A 19,056-nucleotide genomic window follows, 5' to 3' on the forward strand; every position below is an offset into this window, starting at 1 on the left:
ACCCTAGGAAATGCATTTTTCTTCCAGACTTCAAATCGGCAACGCCAAATGTTGGCGAACAGAAGACCTCAAAGCCGCAAAAGCCTGATCTTCGGTGCGCCCACTGGTGTTGATGGCCATGTCCGCCTTGGAGTAGAAGGCCGATCGGCCGTCCAAAATGCGCTTGAGGTCTTCCATGGCTTCACGGCTGCCCGCCATGGGCCGCATGTCGCCTTGCGCGGCCACGCGGCCCATGTGGTCAGCGGCATCGGCCTGCAGCCACACGGTGCTGCAGTGCGACAGCAGCACATTGAAATTGGCCGAATCCGACACCAGGCCGCCGGGTGTGGCAATCACGACTTCGGGGTAGATCTGGATGGCCTCTTCGAGTGCCCGACGCTCGTATCGGCGGTAAGCATTGGCACCATACAGGTTGTGGATCTCGCTGATCTGGCAGCCGGCAAACTGCTCAATCTCACGACTGAGTTCTATGAAAGGAAAACCCAGATCGTCGGCCAAGCGCTGCCCCAGCGAGGTCTTGCCCGCGCCGCGCAAACCGATCAGGGCGATGCGGTTCTTGCGCTCTTGCGCATTGCCGCCTTCGCCAAACATCTCGCCCAGCTGCACTCGGGCACGGCGCAGATCGGCTTCGCTGCGCTTTCCCAACAACTCGCGGATCAACAGCCACTCGGGCGAGGTGGTGGTCACGTCACCCAACAACTCGGCCAGCGAGCATTGCAAAGCATTGGCCACTTGCAACAGCACCAGCACAGAGACATTGCCTGTGCCGTATTCGAGGTTGGCCAGATGCCGCTCAGACACATCGGCCGCCACCGCCACGGCGCGGCGCGTCATGCCCTTGCGCGATCGCAGCGTGCGCACGCGCTCGCCCAGCGACTCGAGAAACGGGCTGCGCTTGCCGTCCACGTCAGGCGCGTTTGCCTGCGTCTGCACAAATTCTTCGTGTGTTGCCATGCTCAAATTTTGTCCCGAATTAGGGAAAACCCTTTAATTTCTACAAACCTAAAACATGCACTTTATTGCATACTCACCAACACGCAAAATAATGCATTAACCCGTGTTTATACCGCCAACTGCCCCCTTGGAACAGTTTTTTGTTGCACATCAGAGCATGTCAACACCCCCACAGCGCCCCAGTGCGCACCCCAAAAGATCTTTCACATGACCACCTCCTTGCTCCCCAACTTCTTCGCAGGCCGCTGGCAAACTGGCACCGGCCCAGGCACGCCCCTGTTTGACCCGGTGCTGGGCACTGAATTGGCCCGCGTGTCGAGCAGCGGCATCGACCTGGCCGAAGGCTTTGCCTTGGCCCGCGAACAAGGCGGCGCGGCCCTGCGCGCCCTGAGTTATGGCCAACGCGCGGCCTTGCTGACCCAAATCGTGGATGTCCTGCAAGCGAATCGAGACGCGTATTACGAAATCGCCACCGCCAACAGCGGCACCGTGGCCAAGGATTCCGGCGTGGACATCGACGGCGCGATCTTCACCCTGGGCTATTACGCCAAGCAAGGTGCGGCCCTGGGCGATGCCAAGCTGCTGCTCGATGGCCAGCGCATCCGCATGGCCAAAGACCCGGCCTTTCAGACCCAGCACATCCAAGTGCCCACACGCGGCGTCGCGCTGTTCATCAACGCATTCAACTTCCCCAGCTGGGGTTTGTGGGAAAAAGCCGCCCCGGCTTTGCTGTCGGGTGTGCCGGTCATCATCAAACCGGCCACCGCGACCGCCTGGCTGACCCAGCGCATGGTCAAAGACGTGGTCGACGCGGGCGTGCTGCCTGTGGGCGCGCTGTCGGTGATTTGCGGCTCGTCCGCAGGTCTGATGGACCAACTGCAGGCCTTTGACGTGGTGAGTTTCACCGGCTCGGCCGAGACGGGCCAAATCATCCGCAGCCACCGCGCCGTGACCGAGCTGTCGGTGCGCTGCAACATCGAAGCCGACAGCCTCAACAGCGCCCTTCTCTCGCCCGCCGCCACAGCCGATAGCGAAGCCTTCAAGCTGCTGGTGGCCGAAGTGGCCCGCGAGATGACTGTCAAGTCGGGGCAAAAGTGCACCGCGATTCGCCGCGTTTTTGTGCCACGTGCGCTGTACCCAGCTGCGGCCGAAGCCATTGGCGCGCGCCTGGCCAAAACCACTGTGGGCAACCCAAGAAGCGAATCGGTGCGCATGGGCGCGCTGGTAAGCCAGGAACAAAAAGCCAGCGTGCTGGCCGGATTGGCCCAGCTCAAAACTGAAGCCACTGTACTGTTTGATGGCAACAGCGCTGGTCTGGTGGACGCCGACGCTTCGAGCGCTTGCGTGGCCCCGGTTCTGTTAGGCACCGAATCGCCCATGACGGCCAAGGTCTTGCATGCGGTCGAGGTGTTCGGCCCCGTCTCCACCTTGATGCCTTACGACAGCATCGACGAGGCCTACGCCATGATCCGCCGAGGCGAAGGCTCGCTGGTGTGCTCGGTCTACAGCGAAGACCCGGCCCTCACGGCTCAGGCCTCGGTAGAGCTGGCCAGCAGCCACGGCCGCGTGCACGCCATCTCGCCCGACGTGGCGGCCTTGCACAGCGGCCACGGCAATGTGATGCCCATGAGTTTGCACGGCGGGCCAGGCCGCGCCGGTGGCGGCGAAGAGTTAGGGGGCCTCAGGGCGCTCAACTTCTACCACCGCCGCACTGCGGTGCAAGGCAGCTCGCTGGCACTGGATCAGCTGGCCGCGCAAGGCACCGCCATGTCCTTGTAAACCCCCTTCACAAGCCACCCACATTCCAACAACATCAGAGACATCCGAGGAGACCCACATGACACGCTCCGTGACTGCCCCCAGCACGAACTTCAACTTTGCCCAACACCTGATCGCCACCAACGCCGGGCGCGCCGCCAAAACCGCGTTGATCGACGATGTGGGCACCCTGACCTATGGCGAGCTGACCGACCAGATCCGCCGTTTTGCAGGTGGCCTACAGGCCATGGGTATCCGGCGCGAAGAGCGCGTGCTCTTGCTCATGCAAGACAGCTGCGACTGGGTGGTGGCCTTTCTGGGATCGCTCTATGCGGGCGTGGTGCCAGTGGCCGTGAACACCTTGCTCACCGCCGAGGACTATGCCTTCATGCTGAGCAACAGCCGGGCGCAAGCGGCGCTGGTATCGGGGTCCTTGCTGCCCACGCTGAAAACGGCCATGGATCTGGTCAAAACCGAAGTACGGCAAGTGCTGGTCTCGCGCCCCACAGGCGCTTTGACACAGGGCCAATTCAACATGACCGACTTGGTGGCGCAAAACCAGCCCGTTCTGCCTGCGCAGACGCTGGCCGACGAACCGGCGTTTTGGCTGTATTCGTCCGGCTCCACAGGCAAACCCAAGGGCACCGTGCACAGCCAGGGCAACTTGTATTGGACAGCCGAGCTGTACGGCAAGGGTGTGCTGGAGCTGAAAGAAAGCGACACCGTGTTCTCGGCCGCCAAGCTGTTCTTTGCCTACGGTCTGGGCAACGCCCTCACCTTCCCATTGAGCGTGGGCGCCACAGTGGTGTTGATGGCCGAGCGCCCCACCCCACAAGCCACCTTCAAACGGCTGGTTCAGCACCAGCCCACCGTGTTTTACGGCGCGCCCACCGGCTACGGCGGCATGTTGGCCAACCCCGAACTGCCCGCCAAAAGTCAGGTCGCCCTGCGCCTGTGCTCGTCGGCGGGCGAAGCCCTGCCGCGCGACATCGCCGAACGCTGGTCTGCCCACTTTGGCTGCGACATCATCGACGGCATCGGCTCCACCGAAATGCTGCACGTGTTTTTGTCCAACCGCCCAGGCGACGTGCGCTATGGCACCACAGGCAAGGCCGTGCCTGGCTACGAAGTTCAGTTGCGCCATGAAGACGGCAGCGTGGTCACCGGCCACGACGAGATTGGCGACCTCTACATCCAAGGCCCCAGCAGCGCCTTGATGTACTGGAACAACCGCGAGAAAACCCGCGACACCTTTCAGGGCATATGGACCAAGAGCGGCGACAAATACACCCGCGATGCCGATGGCTACTACACCTACGCGGGGCGCAACGACGACATGCTCAAGGTCAGTGGCATTTATGTCTCGCCTTTTGAGGTGGAGTCCACCTTGGTGCAACACCCCGCGATTTTGGAGGCGGCCGTGATCGGCAAAGTAGACACCGATGGCCTGACCAAGACCAAGGCTTTCATCGTGCTCAAAGCAGGCCAGAGCATGACGCAAGACGAGGTCAAGGCGTTCGTGAAGGAGCGCCTGGCCCCTTACAAGTACCCGCGCTTCATCGACTTTGTGGCCGAGTTGCCCAAAACAGCCACAGGCAAGATCCAGCGCTTTCGCCTGCGTGATCTGGAAAAATCAGCGTCCTGACCACCGATCAGGCGAGAGGAAAACCTCCAGCGCTGGCTTGCGCTGAGGATTTGCCCCATGGGTACCCAAAGATCAGTTCGGTGCTTCGTCCTCGTCCGCATGGGGCACATTCAGCACCCGCTCAATTTCCTTTTGCAACGCCGCCTGCGACATGGGTTTGGAGACATAGCCATCCGCCCCCGCGCCCAAGAAGCGCTCCCGGTCGCCGGTCATGGCGTGGGCCGTGACCATCAAGACGCGCGTTCTTTGGCCTCGCTCACCCTCGCGCTCTCGCAACAGTTTGAGGGCAGTGATGCCGTCCATGACCGGCATCATCACGTCCATCAGAACCACGTCGAAACGGTCCTTTTCCAGCACATCCAAGGCCTGCAAACCATCGCAAGCCGAAACGTAGCGGTAACCCATGCGCTGCAACATGATCTCGGCCAGTTTGCGGTTGATGTCGTGGTCCTCCACGAGCAAAACCGAAATCAGCTTTTGGTACCTCGGGCTCTCACTCAGATCTGAACTCTGAGCGGCTGCAGCGCTTTGGTCGTTGGCATCCAAACTGGTTTTTTCGACCGGCAAAGTCACCGTGAAGCATGCGCCCAGGTCGGGCTGCGCGTTGGCGCTGATCTCACCGCCCATCAAATGCACCAGCCGACGGGTGATGGCCAAGCCCAGGCCAGTGCCGCCAAACGAGCGTGTCACCGAACCATCGCCTTGCGTGAAGGGGCTGAAGAGCGCCGCAGTACGCGATGGATCAAAACCAATGCCAGTGTCGGTGATGCTGATTCGCAGCACACAATGCTCAGCATCATGGCCCGGGACGGCTTGCGCGGCCACAGTGACCGCACCGACTTCGGTGAACTTGATGGCATTGCCAATCAGATTGGTCAACACCTGGCGCATGCGAACCGGGTCCATCCAGGCCCATTCGGGCACCGCCGACGCGATGTCCACCTGTAGATCGATGCCCTTGACACGGGCCAACTGCTCCAGGGAGCGGCTGGTGTCGTGGATCAATTGCCCCGGGCTGACCTTGAGCAATTCCAGCTCCAGAGCCCGGGCTTCGATTTTCGAGAAGTCCAGAATCTGGTTGATGATGTGCAGCAAATGGTTGGCCGAATCGCGCGCCAACGTCAGGTATTCCTTTTGCGCCACCTTGTCCTGGGTGTCCATGGCCAACTCGGTCATGCCCACGATGCCGTTCATGGGGGTACGGATCTCATGGCTCATATTGGCCAGGAATTCACCCCGCATGCGGTTGTCCTGCTCGGCCTTTTCCTTGGCCTCGATGAGCATCCGTTGGGCATTTTCGATGGTCGTGAAATCCTGCATCACGCCCACAAAATGCACCTCATCGTCCACCCGCATTTCGCTGATGGTCAAACGCAATGAGAACAACTGGCCGTCCTTACGCCGACCATGGAGCACACGCGGCTGGTTGATGATCTTGTTACCCCCTGTACGTTGGTAACCCTGCATGTAGTGATCATGCCGCTGCCCATCTTCGGCCCTCATCAGCATGTCCACCTTCTGACCCTTGAGTTCTTCTAAGGTGTAGCCAAAAATCGCCTCTGTGGCGTTATTGCACTGGACAATCTGGCCTTCGGCATCGGTCACCACGATGGCTTCAGGGACCGACCTAAAAATGCTTTGCAGCTTGCTTTCGCTCAAGCGCATTTGCCGCTCTATCTGTTTGCGCTCGTTGATTTCTTCGTTCAGTTGTTCGATGGCTGCGCGCCGTTCGGTCGCCAATTTGCGCGACGTGAGCAAAGCCTGGCGGAATCGCCGCACCGTCAACCACACCAGCAGCAGCCCCAAAAAGAGCAGTGCCAGCAGGACCACAAAGGTGCGGTTGAGGATGCCGGTGCTGGTGGTCTGCCACTGCGAAACGGGTAACACCACCTCCAGGGCACCGCGCACATCCCCAGTTTTCCAGTCGGTTCGGGGTGAGCTGGGATAACTGTTGTGGCAGGCCACGCAGCGCAACGTCATCCGGTCGGCCTGAGCGAAACGCAAGACCCTTTCGCCGTTGAGGATCTCCTCGCGCACAAAAGGCACATCCGGCTTTTCTTTCAAATGTTGCAGGGCCTGACGCTGAAAGTCATCCAGCTCGCGCTCTTGCTCGCGCCAGGGAAAAGGCTTTTCGCTGTAAAGCCGCACCTGGGTGCCCCCATCGACTTTGGACAGGTAGTGACCCAAATCCAGCGTCAAGGTGGCAGGCAAAGGCAGGGTATTTTTCCGATTTTTATAGTCGTGCGTGACGTGCAAACCCGCCTCCATGGCGCGGGGCACGATCTGATCGGTGTAGAAATTGCGAAATTGCGTGAGGCTCACAGCGTGGGCCTGTGCACTTTCGGTGGCGTATTGCCGGACCATCCGCTCGCTGGCCTGGTAGGTGTAGAGCACCACCCACAGACAAATGCCCACCAAAAGCAGCCCCAACCACCACAATGGCCAACGCTGAAGGGCTTGACGAATCCAATAAACAGGTAAAAGGAGGTATTTCACATGACGCCTTTGATACTGGACGCATGATAACAACGAATACCTATGGACTCTTTACAGTGGGTATCCCAAGAAACCCAGGGTTCAAGGCCCGCCTGGCTACTGGCTCAGGCGGCCCTGACTGGGCACTCAGGTGTCCTTGCTGACCTTGATGGTCGGAAACTTGGACGAAAAGTCCTTGGCTTTGGCCGCGATCTTGACCGCCACCTGGCGGGCAACCGCCTTGTAGATCTGCGCCACTTCGCCGTCGGGGTCGTTGACCACAGTGGGCTTGCCGCTGTCGGCCTGAAGGCGAATTTGCATGTCCAAAGGCAGCGCGCCCAGGTAGTCCATGCCATATTCGGCGGCCATTTTCTTGCCGCCATCGGCGCCAAAAATATGCTCCACATGGCCGCAGTTGGTGCACACGTGCACGGCCATGTTTTCAACCAGCCCCAAAATCGGCACGCCGACTTTTTCGAACATCTTCACGCCTTTTTTAGCGTCCAAAAGGGCAATGTCTTGCGGGGTGGTCACGATCACGGCACCCGTCATGGGCACGCGTTGTGACAGCGTCAGCTGAATGTCACCGGTGCCCGGGGGCATGTCCACGATCAAATAGTCGAGTTCTTTCCAGTTGGTCTGGCGCAGCAGCTGCTCCAGCGCCTGGGTGGCCATGGGGCCGCGCCAGATCATGGCATCGTCGGCATTGACCAAGAAACCAATCGACATGACCTGAACGCCATAATTTTCCAGCGGCTCCATGGTCTGGCCGTCTTCGCTCTCGGGGCGGCCTTCGATGCCCATCATCATGGGCTGACTGGGGCCGTAAATGTCGGCATCCAACAAGCCCACTTTAGCGCCTTCGGCAGCCAGCGCCAGGGCCAGGTTCACAGCGGTGGTGCTCTTGCCCACGCCGCCCTTGCCAGAGGCCACGGCCACGATGTTTTTGACCTGCGGCAGCAGGGCCACACCGCGCTGGGCAGCGTGGGCCGTGATCTTGCTGGTCACGTTGGCCGACACGTTGGAGACGCCCGCCACACCTTTGGCCGCAGCAATCAGCGCTTGGCGCAGCGCCGGGATCTGGCTCTTGGCCGGGTAACCCAGCTCCACATCAAAGGCGACATCGCCGCCTTCGACTTGCAGGTTCTTCAGGGCTTTGGTGGACACAAAATCTTTGCCCGTGTTCGGGTCAATGACGGCTTGCAGGGCTTGGAGGAGTTGTTCGGTGGTCGCCATGGTCTCTTTCTAGAATGGGGCGGAGTTTACCGACAAGACAGGCCGTACACCCTAAAATCACCGATTCCCCCTACAAACTGTCCCACCATGTCTGCCCATAACGGTCTTCTAGAGGCGCCCCGCCAACTCTTTGTCACCACCGCCTTGCCGTATGCCAACGGCAATTTCCACATCGGCCACATCATGGAATACATCCAGGCCGACATCTGGGTGCGGTACCAGCGCATGCAGGGCAACCACGTCAACTTTGTGGGCGCTGACGACACACACGGCGCACCCATCATGATCGCGGCCGAAAAAGCCGGGAAGACGCCCCAGCAGTTCGTGGCCGACATCGCGGCCGGTCGCAAGCCTTATCTGGACGGCTTTCACATCCAGTTTGACAACTGGCACAGCACCGACGCACCCGAAAACCACGAATTGGCGCGCCAGATTTACCGTGACCTGCGCGACATTTCGGCAGCCCATGGTGGCTCGCTGATCGAGGTGCGCTCGGTCGAGCAGTTCTTTGACCCGCAAAAGAACATGTTTTTGCCCGACCGCTTCATCAAAGGCGAGTGCCCCAAGTGCCACGCCAAAGACCAATACGGCGACAACTGCGAGAGCTGCGGCGCGGTTTACGCGCCCACCGACCTGATCAACCCCTTCTCGGCCCTGTCCGGTGCCAAACCCGAGCTCAAAACCTCGGAACACTTTTTCTTCAAGCTCTCCGACCCACGTTGCGTCGAGTTTTTGAGCCAGTGGACACAAGACGGCAAGCTGCAGCCCGAGGTGGCCAACAAGGTCAAAGAGTGGTTTTCTGTGCGCACCAACCCCGACGGCACGACCAGCGAAGGCCTGGGCGATTGGGACATCTCGCGCGACGCACCCTACTTCGGCATTGAAATTCCCGACGCACCGGGCAAGTACTTTTATGTCTGGCTCGACGCGCCCGTGGGCTACTTGGCGTCCCTCAAAAACCTGCTGGACAAGCGAGGCGAAAGTTACGACGCCTACATGGCCAACCCGGCGCTCGAGCAGTACCACTTCATCGGCAAGGACATCGTCACCTTCCACACGCTGTTTTGGCCAGCCATGCTGCATTTCTCGGGCCGCAAAACGCCCAACAGCGTGTTCGTGCACGGCTTCTTGACGGTGAACAACGGCGAGAAGATGAGCAAGAGCCGCGGCACGGGCCTGGACCCGCTCAAGTACCTGAGCCTGGGCATGAACCCCGAGTGGCTGCGCTACTACCTGGCTGCCAAACTCTCGGCCCGCAACGAAGACATCGACTTCAACGCCGAAGACTTCATGGCGCGGGTCAACAGCGATTTGATCGGCAAGTTTGTGAACATCGCTTCGCGCTCGGCCGGCTTCATCGCCAAGCGCTTTGCCGGACAACTCGGCGCGGTGAGCGACGACGGCCAAGCCCTGCTCTCGGCCTTGCAAGCCGCCACGCCGAGCATCGCCGCTTTCTACGACCAGCGCGAATATGCCAAAGCCCTGCGCGAAATCATGCTGCTGACCGACAAGGTCAACAGCTATGTGGACCAAAACAAACCCTGGGACTTGGCCAAACAAGAAGGTCAGAACGCCAGACTGCACGACGTGTGCACCACCTGCATCGAGGCCTTCCGCCTGCTCAGCCTGCAACTCAAACCCGTGCTGCCCGCATTGGCGTCGCAGGTCGAGGCCTTCTTGAACGTAGGCCCCTTCACTTTTGCGCAAGCAAAACAGTTGCTGGGCGCGGGTCACACCATCAACGTCTACCAACACCTGATGCAACGCGTCACACCCGAACAACTCGACGCCCTGTTCGAGCCGCCTGCCGTGGTCGAAGAAAAAGTCATCCCTGGCGGCGAAGAAATCGCCCCGACGATTGGCATCGATGACTTCGCCAAGGTGGACCTGCGCATCGCCCAAATCGTGAACTGCGAGGCAGTCGTTGGCTCGGTCAAGCTGCTGCGCCTGACGCTGGACGTTGGCGAAGGCCGCATGCGCAACGTCTTCAGCGGCATCGCCAGCATGTACAAGCCCGAAGACTTGGTGGGCAAGCTCACCGTGATGGTGGCCAACTTGGCCCCTCGCAAGATGAAGTTTGGTGTTTCCGAGGGCATGGTGCTGGCCGCCAGCCACGCTGACGACAAGGCGGACGCTGGCATTTACGTGCTGCAGCCCTGGCCCGGCGCCAAGCCCGGCATGCGCATCCACTGACCCGATGGCTCGCTGCACACGTCCTCCAGATCAACCGAGGAACGCCTGTGCAGCCAAGCCCCGTGCACATGGCATGTTGGCGTGTCGCATAATTTGCCTATAAAAATAAACACGAGACACCCATGAACTGGATGCAGGCCACGCATTTTTTTCGTCCCCGTTTGCTCGACAGTCTGCACGGCTACAACCGCGAGCGCTTCTCCCAAGACGTGGGCGCGGGTCTGACCGTGGGGGTGGTGGCCTTGCCACTGGCCATGGCCTTTGCCATCGCCTCAGGCCTCAAACCCGAGGCGGGCCTGTTCACCGCCATCATTGCGGGCTTTCTGATCTCGGCCTTGGGTGGCAGCCGGGTGCAAATCGGCGGACCGGCCGGGGCCTTCATCGTGATCGTTTACGGCATCGTCGAGCGCTATGGCTTGGCCAACCTGATTTTGGCCACCGCCATGTCGGGCGTCTTGTTGTTCTTGATGGGGTTGTTCCGACTGGGCACGCTGATCCGCTTCATCCCGGTGGCGGTGGTGATTGGTTTCACCAACGGCATCGCGGTGCTGATCATGCTGTCGCAAATCAAGGACTTTCTGGGCCTGAAAGTGGCTGCCATGCCCGCCGATTTCTTTGGCATCCTGAACACCCTGTGGCTGAACCTGCACACTGCCAACCTGGCCGCCTTGCTGCTGGCCTTGGCGTCTTTGTCTTTGGTGGTGGGTTGGTTGAGCATGACCCGCCGCTTGACGGACACCCGATACCGCTGGGCCAGCATGGTCCCAGGCTCCATCGTGGCGCTGGTGTTTGCCACCCTGGTCACCTGGATTCTGAATTTGCCCGTAGAGACCATTGGCAGCAAGTTTGGCGGGATCCCCTCGTCCATGCCCGGCTTTGCCTGGCCCGAGTTCAGTTGGGACAGCGCCCGTTTTTTGCTCATGCCCACCTTGACACTGACGCTGTTGGGGGCCATTGAATCGCTGCTGTGCGCCCGCATTGCCGACGGCATGATCGGCGACCGCCACAACCCCAACCAGGAACTGATGGCGCAAGGCGTGGCCAACTTTGTCACGCCGTTTTTTGGCGGTATGCCCGCCACAGGCACCATTGCCCGCACTGTGACCAACATCAAAAGCGGTGGCACCACCCCGATTTCGGGCATGGTGCATGCGCTGACCTTGCTGGTCGTGGTGCTGGTGGCCGCCCCCCTGGCCGGGCACATCCCCCTGGCGGCGCTGGCCGCGATCTTGATGTTTGTGGCCTGGAACATGGGCGAGTGGCGTGAATTCATGCACCTGCAGCAGTACCGCATGCCCTACCGCATCACCTTGCTTGCGGTGTTTTTCCTCACCGTGGTGTTTGACCTGACGGTGGCGGTCGAGGTCGGCCTGATCGCGGCCTGCCTCACATTCATTTACCGCATCTCCAGCTTGACACGCTGCGAAGGCGTGACCCGCGTCGAGCAGCCAGGCCTGGCCGGTTTTGAGCACCGGGTGCAGGCTTGGCGCATGTACGGCGCGCTGTTCTTTGGGGCGGTCAAACTGATCGAGGCCATCGAGGACAAAATCAACACGCCCACACTGGTGCTGGACCTGAAAAACGTCATCTACATCGACTCCTCGGGCGCGGACGCGCTGTTGAACCTGATCGAGACCTGCCGCAAAAAACAAGTTCAGCTCATTGTGTGCGGACTGACGCACCAGCCACTCGACATGGCCCAGCGCAGCGGCCTGCTGGAGCACATCAAAGACCACCTGCAGCCTGACCTGAGCAGCAGCTTGGCCCTGGCCGTCAGCTTGAGCGCAGACCCGGCCCGCTAAAATGGTTCCACTCAGGTTTTGACTGTCTTCAGGGACTGCCAAAAGCCTTTTGTTTTTGCCCTGCACAGATTGCCCGCCATGTCCATTTTTCGCCGCCCCGATTACAGCTCTGACACGACCCAGTTCATTGACCAACTCAAGGCCCAGCGCCCCGAGCTCGAAGCCGAACAGCGCCAAGGCCGCGGTCTGCTGTGGGACAAACCGATCGATCGCGACATCCAAGCCGAGTTCAAGCAAGGCCGTGTGGCGCAAAAGCCCTACGTTTACCAAACAAAGGCCTGAGCGGCATTGACTCAAACCCTGACGACTTGATGGCCCGACTTTCCAGGTCCCCACGCCCGTGAGCACCACGCCCCCCCAGCCTGAACCCTTGCAGCTGCCCGAAGTCGCGGCCAATGCGGCCATGCCTTCGGTGATCGACCAAGTGGCCTTGGCGCGTTTGTATGGTGAGCCGCTGTTTGCCATGCCCAGCGACCTTTACATCCCGCCAGATGCGCTGGAGGTGTTTCTGGAGGCCTTCGAAGGCCCGCTGGACTTGCTGCTGTACCTGATCCGAAAACAAAACTTCAACATCCTCGACATCCCCATGGCGGGCGTGACGCGCCAGTACCTGAGCTATGTCGAAGAGATCCGCCAGCGCAACCTGGAGCTGGCGGCCGAATACCTGCTCATGGCGGCCATGCTGATCGAGATCAAGTCGCGCATGCTGCTGCCCCCGAAAAAAGTGGCCGAGGGCGAGGAGGCCGAAGACCCGCGTGCCGAACTGGTGCGCCGCCTGCTCGAATACGAGCAAATGAAACTGGCCTCGATGCAACTGAACGTGATCCCGCAATACGGCCGCGACTTTTTGCAGGCCCAAGTGTTCATCGAGCAAAGTCTGCAGCCGCGCTTTCCCGATGTCAGCATGGACGAGCTGCAATCGGCTTGGCGTGACATCCTCAAACGCGCCAACCTGGTGCAACACCACAAGATCAGCCGCGAAGAGCTCAGCGTGCGCGAGCACATGAGCATCGTGCTCAAGCACCTGCAAGGGCGTAAATTTGTGGAGTTTGAAAACCTGTTCGATCCAAGTTTGGGTGTGCCGGTGCTGGTGGTTACCTTCATCGCCTTGCTGGAGCTGGCCAAGGAAACCCTGATCGAGATCACCCAGGCCGAGGCCTTTGCGCCGATTTACGTGCGCCTGGCCTACACCCCCAATTGACCCGCACACGCCCTGAAGTCTGCAGGGCTGCCCGTCAGGGCCATCCTGAGCCGCTGACTTTCACGCCCTGAGAACAACTAGCGATTGCCTTGAACACCTTCAACGCTACCCCCTACGGCACATCGCCACCTGCTTCACCTGTGGCTGCCCGCCAACGCATCCGTTTGCCGCGCCTGAACGCGCTGCGCGAGCGCGGTGAAAAGAGCACCATGCTCACCGCCTATGACGCCACCTTTGCTGCTGCGGCCGATGCCGCTGGCGTGGACTGTTTCCTCGTGGGGAACTCGCTGGGCATGGTTTGTCAAGGTTTGCCCAGCACCGTGGGCGTGAGACTGGACACCATGCGCTGCCACACCGAAAGCGTCGCACGCGGCATTCGTCGCGCACAAGGCACGGCATGGATCATGGGCGACCTGCCCTTTGGCAGTGACCAGGCGTCCAAAGAGCCAGCTCTGCTCAGCGCAACCGAGCTGATGCAAGCGGGGGCCATGGGCGTTCACGTGCGCGCCATCAAGACCGGTCAGTTCCCCGACAACACACTGCACGCCTGGTAAGGCGTTTTTGACCCATGATCATTGCACGCTCCATCGACGAACTCCGTCAAGCCCTGAGCCCTTCGCAACGCCCCGCTTTTGTGCCCACCATGGGCAATCTGCACGACGGCCACATCCAACTGGTGGCGCGCGCCAAGCCCTTGGGTGACTGCACCGTCGTGAGCATTTTTGTGAACCGACTCCAATTTTTACCGCACGAGGACTTTGACAGCTATCCCCGCACCTGGGAAGCCGACTGCGCCAAGCTGCAAGCTGCGGGCTGCGACGTGGTGTTTGCGCCGCGCGAAACCGATCTCTACCCTGAGCCCCAGACCTTCAAGGTGCATGCCGACCCTGCGCTGGGTGATATTTTGGAGGGTGCATTTCGACCCGGCTTTTTCACGGGCGTCTCGACTGTCGTCATGAAATTGTTCACGGCTGTGTTTGCAGGCAAGGTCCAGGGCGTGGCCGTGTTCGGCAAAAAGGATTACCAGCAACTCATGGTGATTCGCCAGATGGTGCGGCAGTTTGCGCTGCCCATCGAGGTCTTGGGCGTGGAAACTTGCCGCGCCGAAGACGGCCTGGCCCTGAGTTCGCGCAACGGTTATTTGAGTGAGCCTGAGCGCAACCAAGCGCTGCAGCTGTCAATGGCCCTGCGCGAATTGGGACGCGACGCCTTGGCTGCCGCCGAGGCGCTGACCCGACACTTGCCCGCGCTGGAGGCGAAAGCCATGGAAGGTCTGCGCCAAAGCGGCTGGCAGCCCGACTACTTGACAGTGCGCCGGCGCAGCGACCTGCAAGCCCCTCAGGCCGGTGATGCGCTGGTGGTGCTGGGTGCCGCGAAATTGGGTGCAACGCGCCTGATCGACAACTTCGAAATTTGATGGTTGCGCAGCCGGCTCAATGGCTGCGACCGCTGCGGAACATGCCATGGGTTTTGCGGCTGAGCACGCCTTGCGCGGCCAGCTTGTTCATCGAAGGGCTGGCATGCGCATGGGTGATGGCCATGCCCAAGGCATCGGCCGCGTCTTGCCGGGGCAGCACGGGCAACTGCAGCAAGCGCTTGACCATCTCCTGGATCTGAGATTTGGCGGCGCGCCCGTGCCCGGTGACCGATTGCTTCATTTGCAAAGCGGTGTATTCGGCCACTGGCAAGTCACACGACACCAAGGCCGTGACCGCACAACCCCGGGCCTGACCGAGCAGCAAAGTCGCTTGCGGGTTGACGTTGACGAACACGATCTCGACCGAGGCCACATCGGGCTGGTAGCGCGCGGTGATTTCACGCACGCCGTCGTAGATGATTTTCAGCCGGGCGGGCAGGTTGCCCATCTCACCACGCGTGGTCTCAATGACGCCACTGGCTACGTATTGAAGGCGCGAGCCGGTGATCTCGATCACGCCAAAGCCGGTGGTTTGCAAACCCGGGTCGATGCCCAGGATGCGAATGCTGGCGGGGGCTGGGGTACTCAGGCTCATGGCAGCACCACATCGTTCATGCGCGCCATGATGGTCTCGGCGCGCCGCGCCAAGTAGGCCGACTGCGCCAGCTTTTCAAAATAACGCGGGCGCGGCAGCATCACTGCCAGGCGAGCGGCCTCCCAAGCGTTGAGCCGGGCCGCACTTTTACGAAAGTAGTGCTGCGCCGCCGCCTCGGCACCGAACACGCCCTCTCCCCATTCGACGCTGTTGAGGTAGATCTCCAAAATACGCTCTTTGCTGAGCAAAGCCTCCAGCGTCAGCGCCAGCACCATCTCTTGGCCCTTGCGCAGCAGCGTGCGCTCACCCGATAAAAACAGGTTTTTGGCCAGCTGCTGGGTGATGGTGGAGCCGCCCACGATTTTGACGTCCACCGGTTTGTCCGGTTGGCGCTGGGCACGTTTTTCGGCTTGCGCTTTGGCACGGGCATTTTTTTCCCAGGCTTTTTCAAGGGACTGCCACCAAATGCCGTGATGCTGGGTGAAGGCCGAATCTTCTGAGGCGATCACGGCGCGTTGCAAATTGGTGGACATGGCTTTGAACGCCACAGAGTCCTGCCGCCAAGGCAATTGCCCTTGCTGCTTGAGAATTTGCCAAGCCTGCGAGCGTTGGAAGCTGGTGGATTCGGGGGCGATCCAAGCCATGGCAGCGATGCGCAGGATAAAAAACAGCTGCAAGCCCACACAGGCCAAGGCCAAAAGCAGCAACCAGCGTCCTAAAGCACGCATCATGCAACCACCTCTAAGGGACAAAGCATTGAGCAGCTCACGGTTTGAAGGACTCAGAAGCCATCATGCGGGTGGCCAATGTGTCGTCCCGCGAGAAATTGAAGCGCGAGACCACCACGATTTGATCGGCCTGGGCCCGCATCTTTCGGTTGAAAAGGCCAAACGGTGCGGCGGTCCGCACGATGGCCACCGCGCGTTCGTCGAGCAATGGATTGCCTGACGAGCGGGCCACTTCGGTACTGAGCAACTGTCCCCGACTGTCGACCGTGATCACCATGGTCAATTCGCCGTAGAGTTTTTCACCGGCTGCCTCCGGGAAGTTCAATGTCCCCTGGTACTCGATGCTGTGGCGCATTTTGTCGTAGTAAATCGCATACACCGCCTCTTGAGTGGCCGGGCTGATGTAGCGCTTGCGGGCCGCCCCTTGGGTTTGGTCTACGCGCTGCTCGATTTGCGCCAACTGACGCGCCAATTGCTGCTGGCGTTGCACCTTGGCCTCGCGATCGGGGCTGTCGCTCTTGTCGCCTGCATTCTCCCGGGTGAGCACGGCCAGCTCATCCTTGAGTTGGGTCAGCAAACGCATTTGCTGCATTTTGAGCACTTCGATTTTTTGCTGAACCTCGCTGCGGTCCGTGCCCGCAGCAGCATTCATCGCGGGCGGTAAGGGCGAGCTGGAAATGCGCACTTCGGGCACCTCGCCGCCACCGGCCAAACGGACCTGCGCCAAAGCTTGGGCTTCCTGGGGACGCTCCTGGCTGCGCGCGTTGACCAAAATCACTTCCAGCGGTGTGTCCTGAAAAACCCGGTTATAGGTTTCAGGTGCAGCAAAACGAAAACCCACCAAACCCGCGTGAACGGCCACGGACAAGCCCAATGTCCAGCTCAAAACCCTGTGGGAGGACTGCTGCAAAGGACCTGCGGTGTGACGGGTCTCCTTGGCGAGCGGTGGTTTCTTGTCAGGCCGCATGAAGTGGTGTGCTGTCGTTCAGGTCCACCGCGATGGTCACCGGACCCGCAGGCAGGTTGTCCTCATCCTCGGCCTCTTGTTCGGCCTCGTCCGTGCCAGCGCCCTGGCCTTCAGCGTCCAAGTGCGCGATCACGGTGCCGCGCACATCCAGGGCCATCAGGTCCACATCGGCCAACTTGACGCGCACGCGTGCACCGCGTGGCAGATTGTTCGCACCCATGACGCTGAACATCAGCGGCAAGGTGTCGGCGCGCACCAGCCAGGCTCCGCCGCCCATTTCCTTGACCAGGCTGGCGTCCAGCTCCTCGAGGCTGTGCTGCTGCACATGGCGCAGCGTCCAGTAACGCTCCATGCTGGACTGCACGCCGTTGTAGGCGCTGTAGGCCGCGTCAAAACCGCTGATGATGGAAAACAACTCGGCGTCTTTGGGCTTGAAGGGCGCGGCCAGTGCAGCGGTGGCGCCATGCTTGGCGCAGGCGATGATTTGCCACTGGTTGACCAAGTCAGTGTAGCGGCGCAGCGGCGAGGTGCTCCAGGCGTAGCTGGGCACGCCAATGCCGGCGTGCGGCAGCGCCTTGGTGCCCATGCGCACTTTCACACCGGGCGCCAGACTGGCTTGGCTGCGGTAAATGCCGGGCACACCCAGCTGGGCCATCCACTGGCCCCAGGTGCTGTTGGCCAAGATCATGGCCTCGGCCACCATCAAATCAAGCGGCGCGCCGCGTTTGCGGGTGCCGATCACCACCGTCTCGTCACCCGTGGGCGGCGTGTCATTGCTGTCCCGCTCGAGCTTAAAGCTGTAGTCCGGGCGGTTGAAGTTTTCGGGCTTGCCGCGCACCACCTCTCGCCGCGCCTTGAGGGTTTGCGCCAGGCGCCAGTAAAACGCCAGGGTGTCGCGGCTCACGGGCACGTCTGCGTGGTCGCTCTGGTCTTCGCCCTCCAGCCATTCGCGGGTGATGCGATCGTCCAGTTGGTCGTGTCGCAGGTTGACCAAGATCGGCACCCGCTCCAGGCGTGTCTCGGCGCTTTGCACTTCCAGCGTGTCTTCACTAAAGGTGACGTACAGCGACACCGCCGGGCAGTCGCGCCCCTCGATCAAGGTGTAGGCCTGCACCACGCTGTCGGGCAACATGGTGATTTTGTAGCCAGGCATGTAGACGGTAGAGAGGCGGGCACGGCCGAGCTGGTCAATCGGACTGCCAGGGCTCAGGGCCAGGCCCGGTGCGGCAATGTGGACGCCCACGGTGACCGTACCCGTGCCCAGACCCTGCAGCGACAGGGCGTCGTCGATTTCGGTGGTGTGCGAGTCGTCAATCGAAAAAGCCTGCACCGGGGCCAGCGGCAAGTCGTCGGTGATGGCCGGCGCTTGCAAAGGGGGAAAGCCCGTGCCCTTGGGGAACAGGTCGAACAGGAAACGCTGCCAATGGAAATCCCAAGCTGAGGCGATGGCCCCCGCGTTTTGCAGCAGGTCCAAAGGCGCGGTCTGGCTGCTCTTGCTGGCCTCGACCACGGCCTTGTATTCGGGCGTGTTCTTGTCAGGGCGAAACAGGATTTTGTAGAGCTGCTCTCGGATCGGCTCGGGGCAAGTGCCCGCCACCAGATCGGCCGACCAAGCCTCGATTTGAGCTTGGATCTGCTTTTTCTTTTCGATGGCCAGCAAGGCCTGTTGCACGATTTCGGCGGGGGCTTTGCGAAAGCGCCCCTTGGCACCACCCCGGCGGAAGTAATGCGGGGCTTCGTGCAAGCGCAGCAAAGCCGCCACCTGCTCGGTGGTGCTGGCGTTGGTGCTGAAATAGTCTTTGGCCAAGTCGCCAAAGCCGAACTCTTCGTCCGGGGCGCATTCGTAGGCCAGCTCCAACTCGATGGTTTGGCTCAAGGCGGCGGCATCACTCAGCAAAGCGGCCGGGGCCGGTTTGTCGAACCTGAGCATCATGTGGGCCGATTTGACCTTGACCCGTTTGCCGGAGTCGAGTTCGACCTGCGCAGAGGCCTCGGCTTCGGACATGATCCGACCGGCCATGAATTTGCCGGCATCTTCAAATAATACGTACATGGTGGGATTTTCCCATGCCACCCGGCCATTCG

General features: G+C 60.8%; 14 protein-coding genes and 1 pseudogene. 8 read left to right on the forward strand and 7 right to left on the reverse strand.

What is annotated here, in order from left to right; genetic code table 11:
• Positions 1 to 30: 30 nt before the first annotated feature.
• Positions 31 to 954: a helix-turn-helix transcriptional regulator gene (locus tag B9Z50_RS02495; protein ID WP_108362084.1), complete on the reverse strand. Its 924-nt coding sequence runs from the start codon at positions 952 to 954 to the stop codon at positions 31 to 33.
• A gap of 207 nt (positions 955 to 1,161) precedes the next feature.
• On the opposite strand from B9Z50_RS02495, the gene B9Z50_RS02500 reads away from it, so the two are divergent.
• Both B9Z50_RS02500 and B9Z50_RS02505 read left to right on the forward strand, forming a co-directional pair.
• Positions 1,162 to 2,733: a 3,4-dehydroadipyl-CoA semialdehyde dehydrogenase gene (locus B9Z50_RS02500; protein WP_108362085.1), complete on the forward strand. Its 1,572-nt coding sequence runs from the start codon at positions 1,162 to 1,164 to the stop codon at positions 2,731 to 2,733.
• A 58-nt stretch (positions 2,734 to 2,791) separates the two neighbouring features.
• A complete protein-coding gene (locus B9Z50_RS02505; RefSeq protein WP_108362086.1) occupies positions 2,792 to 4,357 on the forward strand; it encodes a benzoate-CoA ligase family protein in 1,566 nt (521 codons plus the stop codon).
• Positions 4,358 to 4,429: 72 nt separating this feature from the next.
• On the opposite strand, the gene B9Z50_RS02510 is transcribed toward B9Z50_RS02505, so the two are convergent.
• Positions 4,430 to 6,853, reverse strand: a complete 2,424-nt coding sequence (locus B9Z50_RS02510; RefSeq protein WP_158270616.1) for a response regulator — start codon at positions 6,851 to 6,853, stop codon at positions 4,430 to 4,432.
• A gap of 126 nt (positions 6,854 to 6,979) precedes the next feature.
• Positions 6,980 to 8,068 (reverse strand): iron-sulfur cluster carrier protein ApbC, encoded by a 1,089-nt coding sequence (apbC, locus tag B9Z50_RS02515; protein ID WP_108362088.1) that lies wholly within the window; start codon positions 8,066 to 8,068, stop codon positions 6,980 to 6,982.
• An 87-nt stretch (positions 8,069 to 8,155) separates the two neighbouring features.
• On the opposite strand from apbC, the gene metG reads away from it, so the two are divergent.
• The 6 genes and pseudogenes from metG (at position 8,156) to panC (ending at position 14,681) form a co-directional block, all read left to right on the forward strand.
• Entirely contained in the window at positions 8,156 to 10,261 is a 2,106-nt protein-coding gene (gene metG / locus B9Z50_RS02520; RefSeq protein WP_108362089.1) for a methionine--tRNA ligase, read from the forward strand.
• Positions 10,262 to 10,383: 122 nt separating this feature from the next.
• On the forward strand, positions 10,384 to 12,063 hold the full coding sequence (locus B9Z50_RS02525; protein WP_108362090.1) for a SulP family inorganic anion transporter: 1,680 nt from the start codon (positions 10,384 to 10,386) through the stop codon (positions 12,061 to 12,063).
• Between the two features lie 78 nt (positions 12,064 to 12,141).
• Positions 12,142 to 12,345, forward strand: coding sequence for a DUF3460 family protein (locus B9Z50_RS02530; protein WP_108362091.1), 204 nt, complete (start codon positions 12,142 to 12,144; stop codon positions 12,343 to 12,345).
• A gap of 121 nt (positions 12,346 to 12,466) precedes the next feature.
• Positions 12,467 to 13,264 carry a ScpA family protein gene (locus tag B9Z50_RS02535; RefSeq protein WP_108362520.1) on the forward strand — a complete coding sequence of 266 codons (798 nt, stop codon included), beginning with the start codon at positions 12,467 to 12,469 and terminating at the stop codon, positions 13,262 to 13,264.
• An 83-nt stretch (positions 13,265 to 13,347) separates the two neighbouring features.
• Positions 13,348 to 13,806 (forward strand): annotated as a pseudogene (locus tag B9Z50_RS02540) (3-methyl-2-oxobutanoate hydroxymethyltransferase); the annotation flags it as partial.
• A 26-nt stretch (positions 13,807 to 13,832) separates the two neighbouring features.
• Complete coding sequence (panC, locus tag B9Z50_RS02545; protein ID WP_108362092.1) at positions 13,833 to 14,681, forward strand: pantoate--beta-alanine ligase; 849 nt, start codon at positions 13,833 to 13,835, stop codon at positions 14,679 to 14,681.
• Positions 14,682 to 14,697: 16 nt separating this feature from the next.
• On the opposite strand, the gene ruvC is transcribed toward panC, so the two are convergent.
• Genes ruvC through B9Z50_RS02565 form a run of 4 tightly spaced genes read right to left on the reverse strand, consistent with a single transcriptional unit; the run spans position 14,698 to position 19,024 of the window.
• The gene (gene ruvC / locus B9Z50_RS02550) at positions 14,698 to 15,246 is read right to left on the reverse strand and encodes a crossover junction endodeoxyribonuclease RuvC (protein ID WP_108362521.1); all 549 of its coding nucleotides are present in this window, start codon (positions 15,244 to 15,246) and stop codon (positions 14,698 to 14,700) included.
• 26 nt (positions 15,247 to 15,272) lie between these two features.
• Positions 15,273 to 16,004 (reverse strand): monofunctional biosynthetic peptidoglycan transglycosylase, encoded by a 732-nt coding sequence (gene mtgA, locus B9Z50_RS02555; RefSeq protein ID WP_108362522.1) that lies wholly within the window; start codon positions 16,002 to 16,004, stop codon positions 15,273 to 15,275.
• Positions 16,005 to 16,041: 37 nt separating this feature from the next.
• A complete protein-coding gene (locus tag B9Z50_RS02560; protein WP_108362093.1) occupies positions 16,042 to 16,971 on the reverse strand; it encodes an energy transducer TonB in 930 nt (309 codons plus the stop codon).
• Positions 16,961 to 19,024 carry an RNB domain-containing ribonuclease gene (locus B9Z50_RS02565; RefSeq protein ID WP_108362094.1) on the reverse strand — a complete coding sequence of 688 codons (2,064 nt, stop codon included), beginning with the start codon at positions 19,022 to 19,024 and terminating at the stop codon, positions 16,961 to 16,963. Before B9Z50_RS02565 ends, B9Z50_RS02560 begins: the two co-directional genes overlap by 11 nt.
• Positions 19,025 to 19,056: the final 32 nt, after the last annotated feature.

Source organism: Limnohabitans sp. Bal53 (genome assembly GCF_003063355.1).
Classification (GTDB): Bacteria; Pseudomonadota; Gammaproteobacteria; order Burkholderiales; family Burkholderiaceae_C; genus Limnohabitans_A.

What these genes read in the sequence shown, in the direction of transcription:
- B9Z50_RS02495 (WP_108362084.1), bottom strand. Translation starts at nt 954, where the DNA reads ATGGCAACACACGAAGAATTTGTGCAGACGCAGGCAAACGCGCCTGAC.
- B9Z50_RS02500 (WP_108362085.1), top strand. Translation starts at nt 1,162, where the DNA reads ATGACCACCTCCTTGCTCCCCAACTTCTTCGCAGGCCGCTGGCAAACT.
- B9Z50_RS02505 (WP_108362086.1), top strand. Translation starts at nt 2,792, where the DNA reads ATGACACGCTCCGTGACTGCCCCCAGCACGAACTTCAACTTTGCCCAA.
- apbC (WP_108362088.1), bottom strand. Translation starts at nt 8,068, where the DNA reads ATGGCGACCACCGAACAACTCCTCCAAGCCCTGCAAGCCGTCATTGAC.
- metG (WP_108362089.1), top strand. Translation starts at nt 8,156, where the DNA reads ATGTCTGCCCATAACGGTCTTCTAGAGGCGCCCCGCCAACTCTTTGTC.
- B9Z50_RS02525 (WP_108362090.1), top strand. Translation starts at nt 10,384, where the DNA reads ATGAACTGGATGCAGGCCACGCATTTTTTTCGTCCCCGTTTGCTCGAC.
- B9Z50_RS02530 (WP_108362091.1), top strand. Translation starts at nt 12,142, where the DNA reads ATGTCCATTTTTCGCCGCCCCGATTACAGCTCTGACACGACCCAGTTC.
- B9Z50_RS02535 (WP_108362520.1), top strand. Translation starts at nt 12,467, where the DNA reads ATGCCTTCGGTGATCGACCAAGTGGCCTTGGCGCGTTTGTATGGTGAG.
- panC (WP_108362092.1), top strand. Translation starts at nt 13,833, where the DNA reads ATGATCATTGCACGCTCCATCGACGAACTCCGTCAAGCCCTGAGCCCT.
- mtgA (WP_108362522.1), bottom strand. Translation starts at nt 16,004, where the DNA reads ATGCGTGCTTTAGGACGCTGGTTGCTGCTTTTGGCCTTGGCCTGTGTG.
- B9Z50_RS02560 (WP_108362093.1), bottom strand. Translation starts at nt 16,971, where the DNA reads ATGCGGCCTGACAAGAAACCACCGCTCGCCAAGGAGACCCGTCACACC.
- B9Z50_RS02565 (WP_108362094.1), bottom strand. Translation starts at nt 19,024, where the DNA reads ATGTACGTATTATTTGAAGATGCCGGCAAATTCATGGCCGGTCGGATC.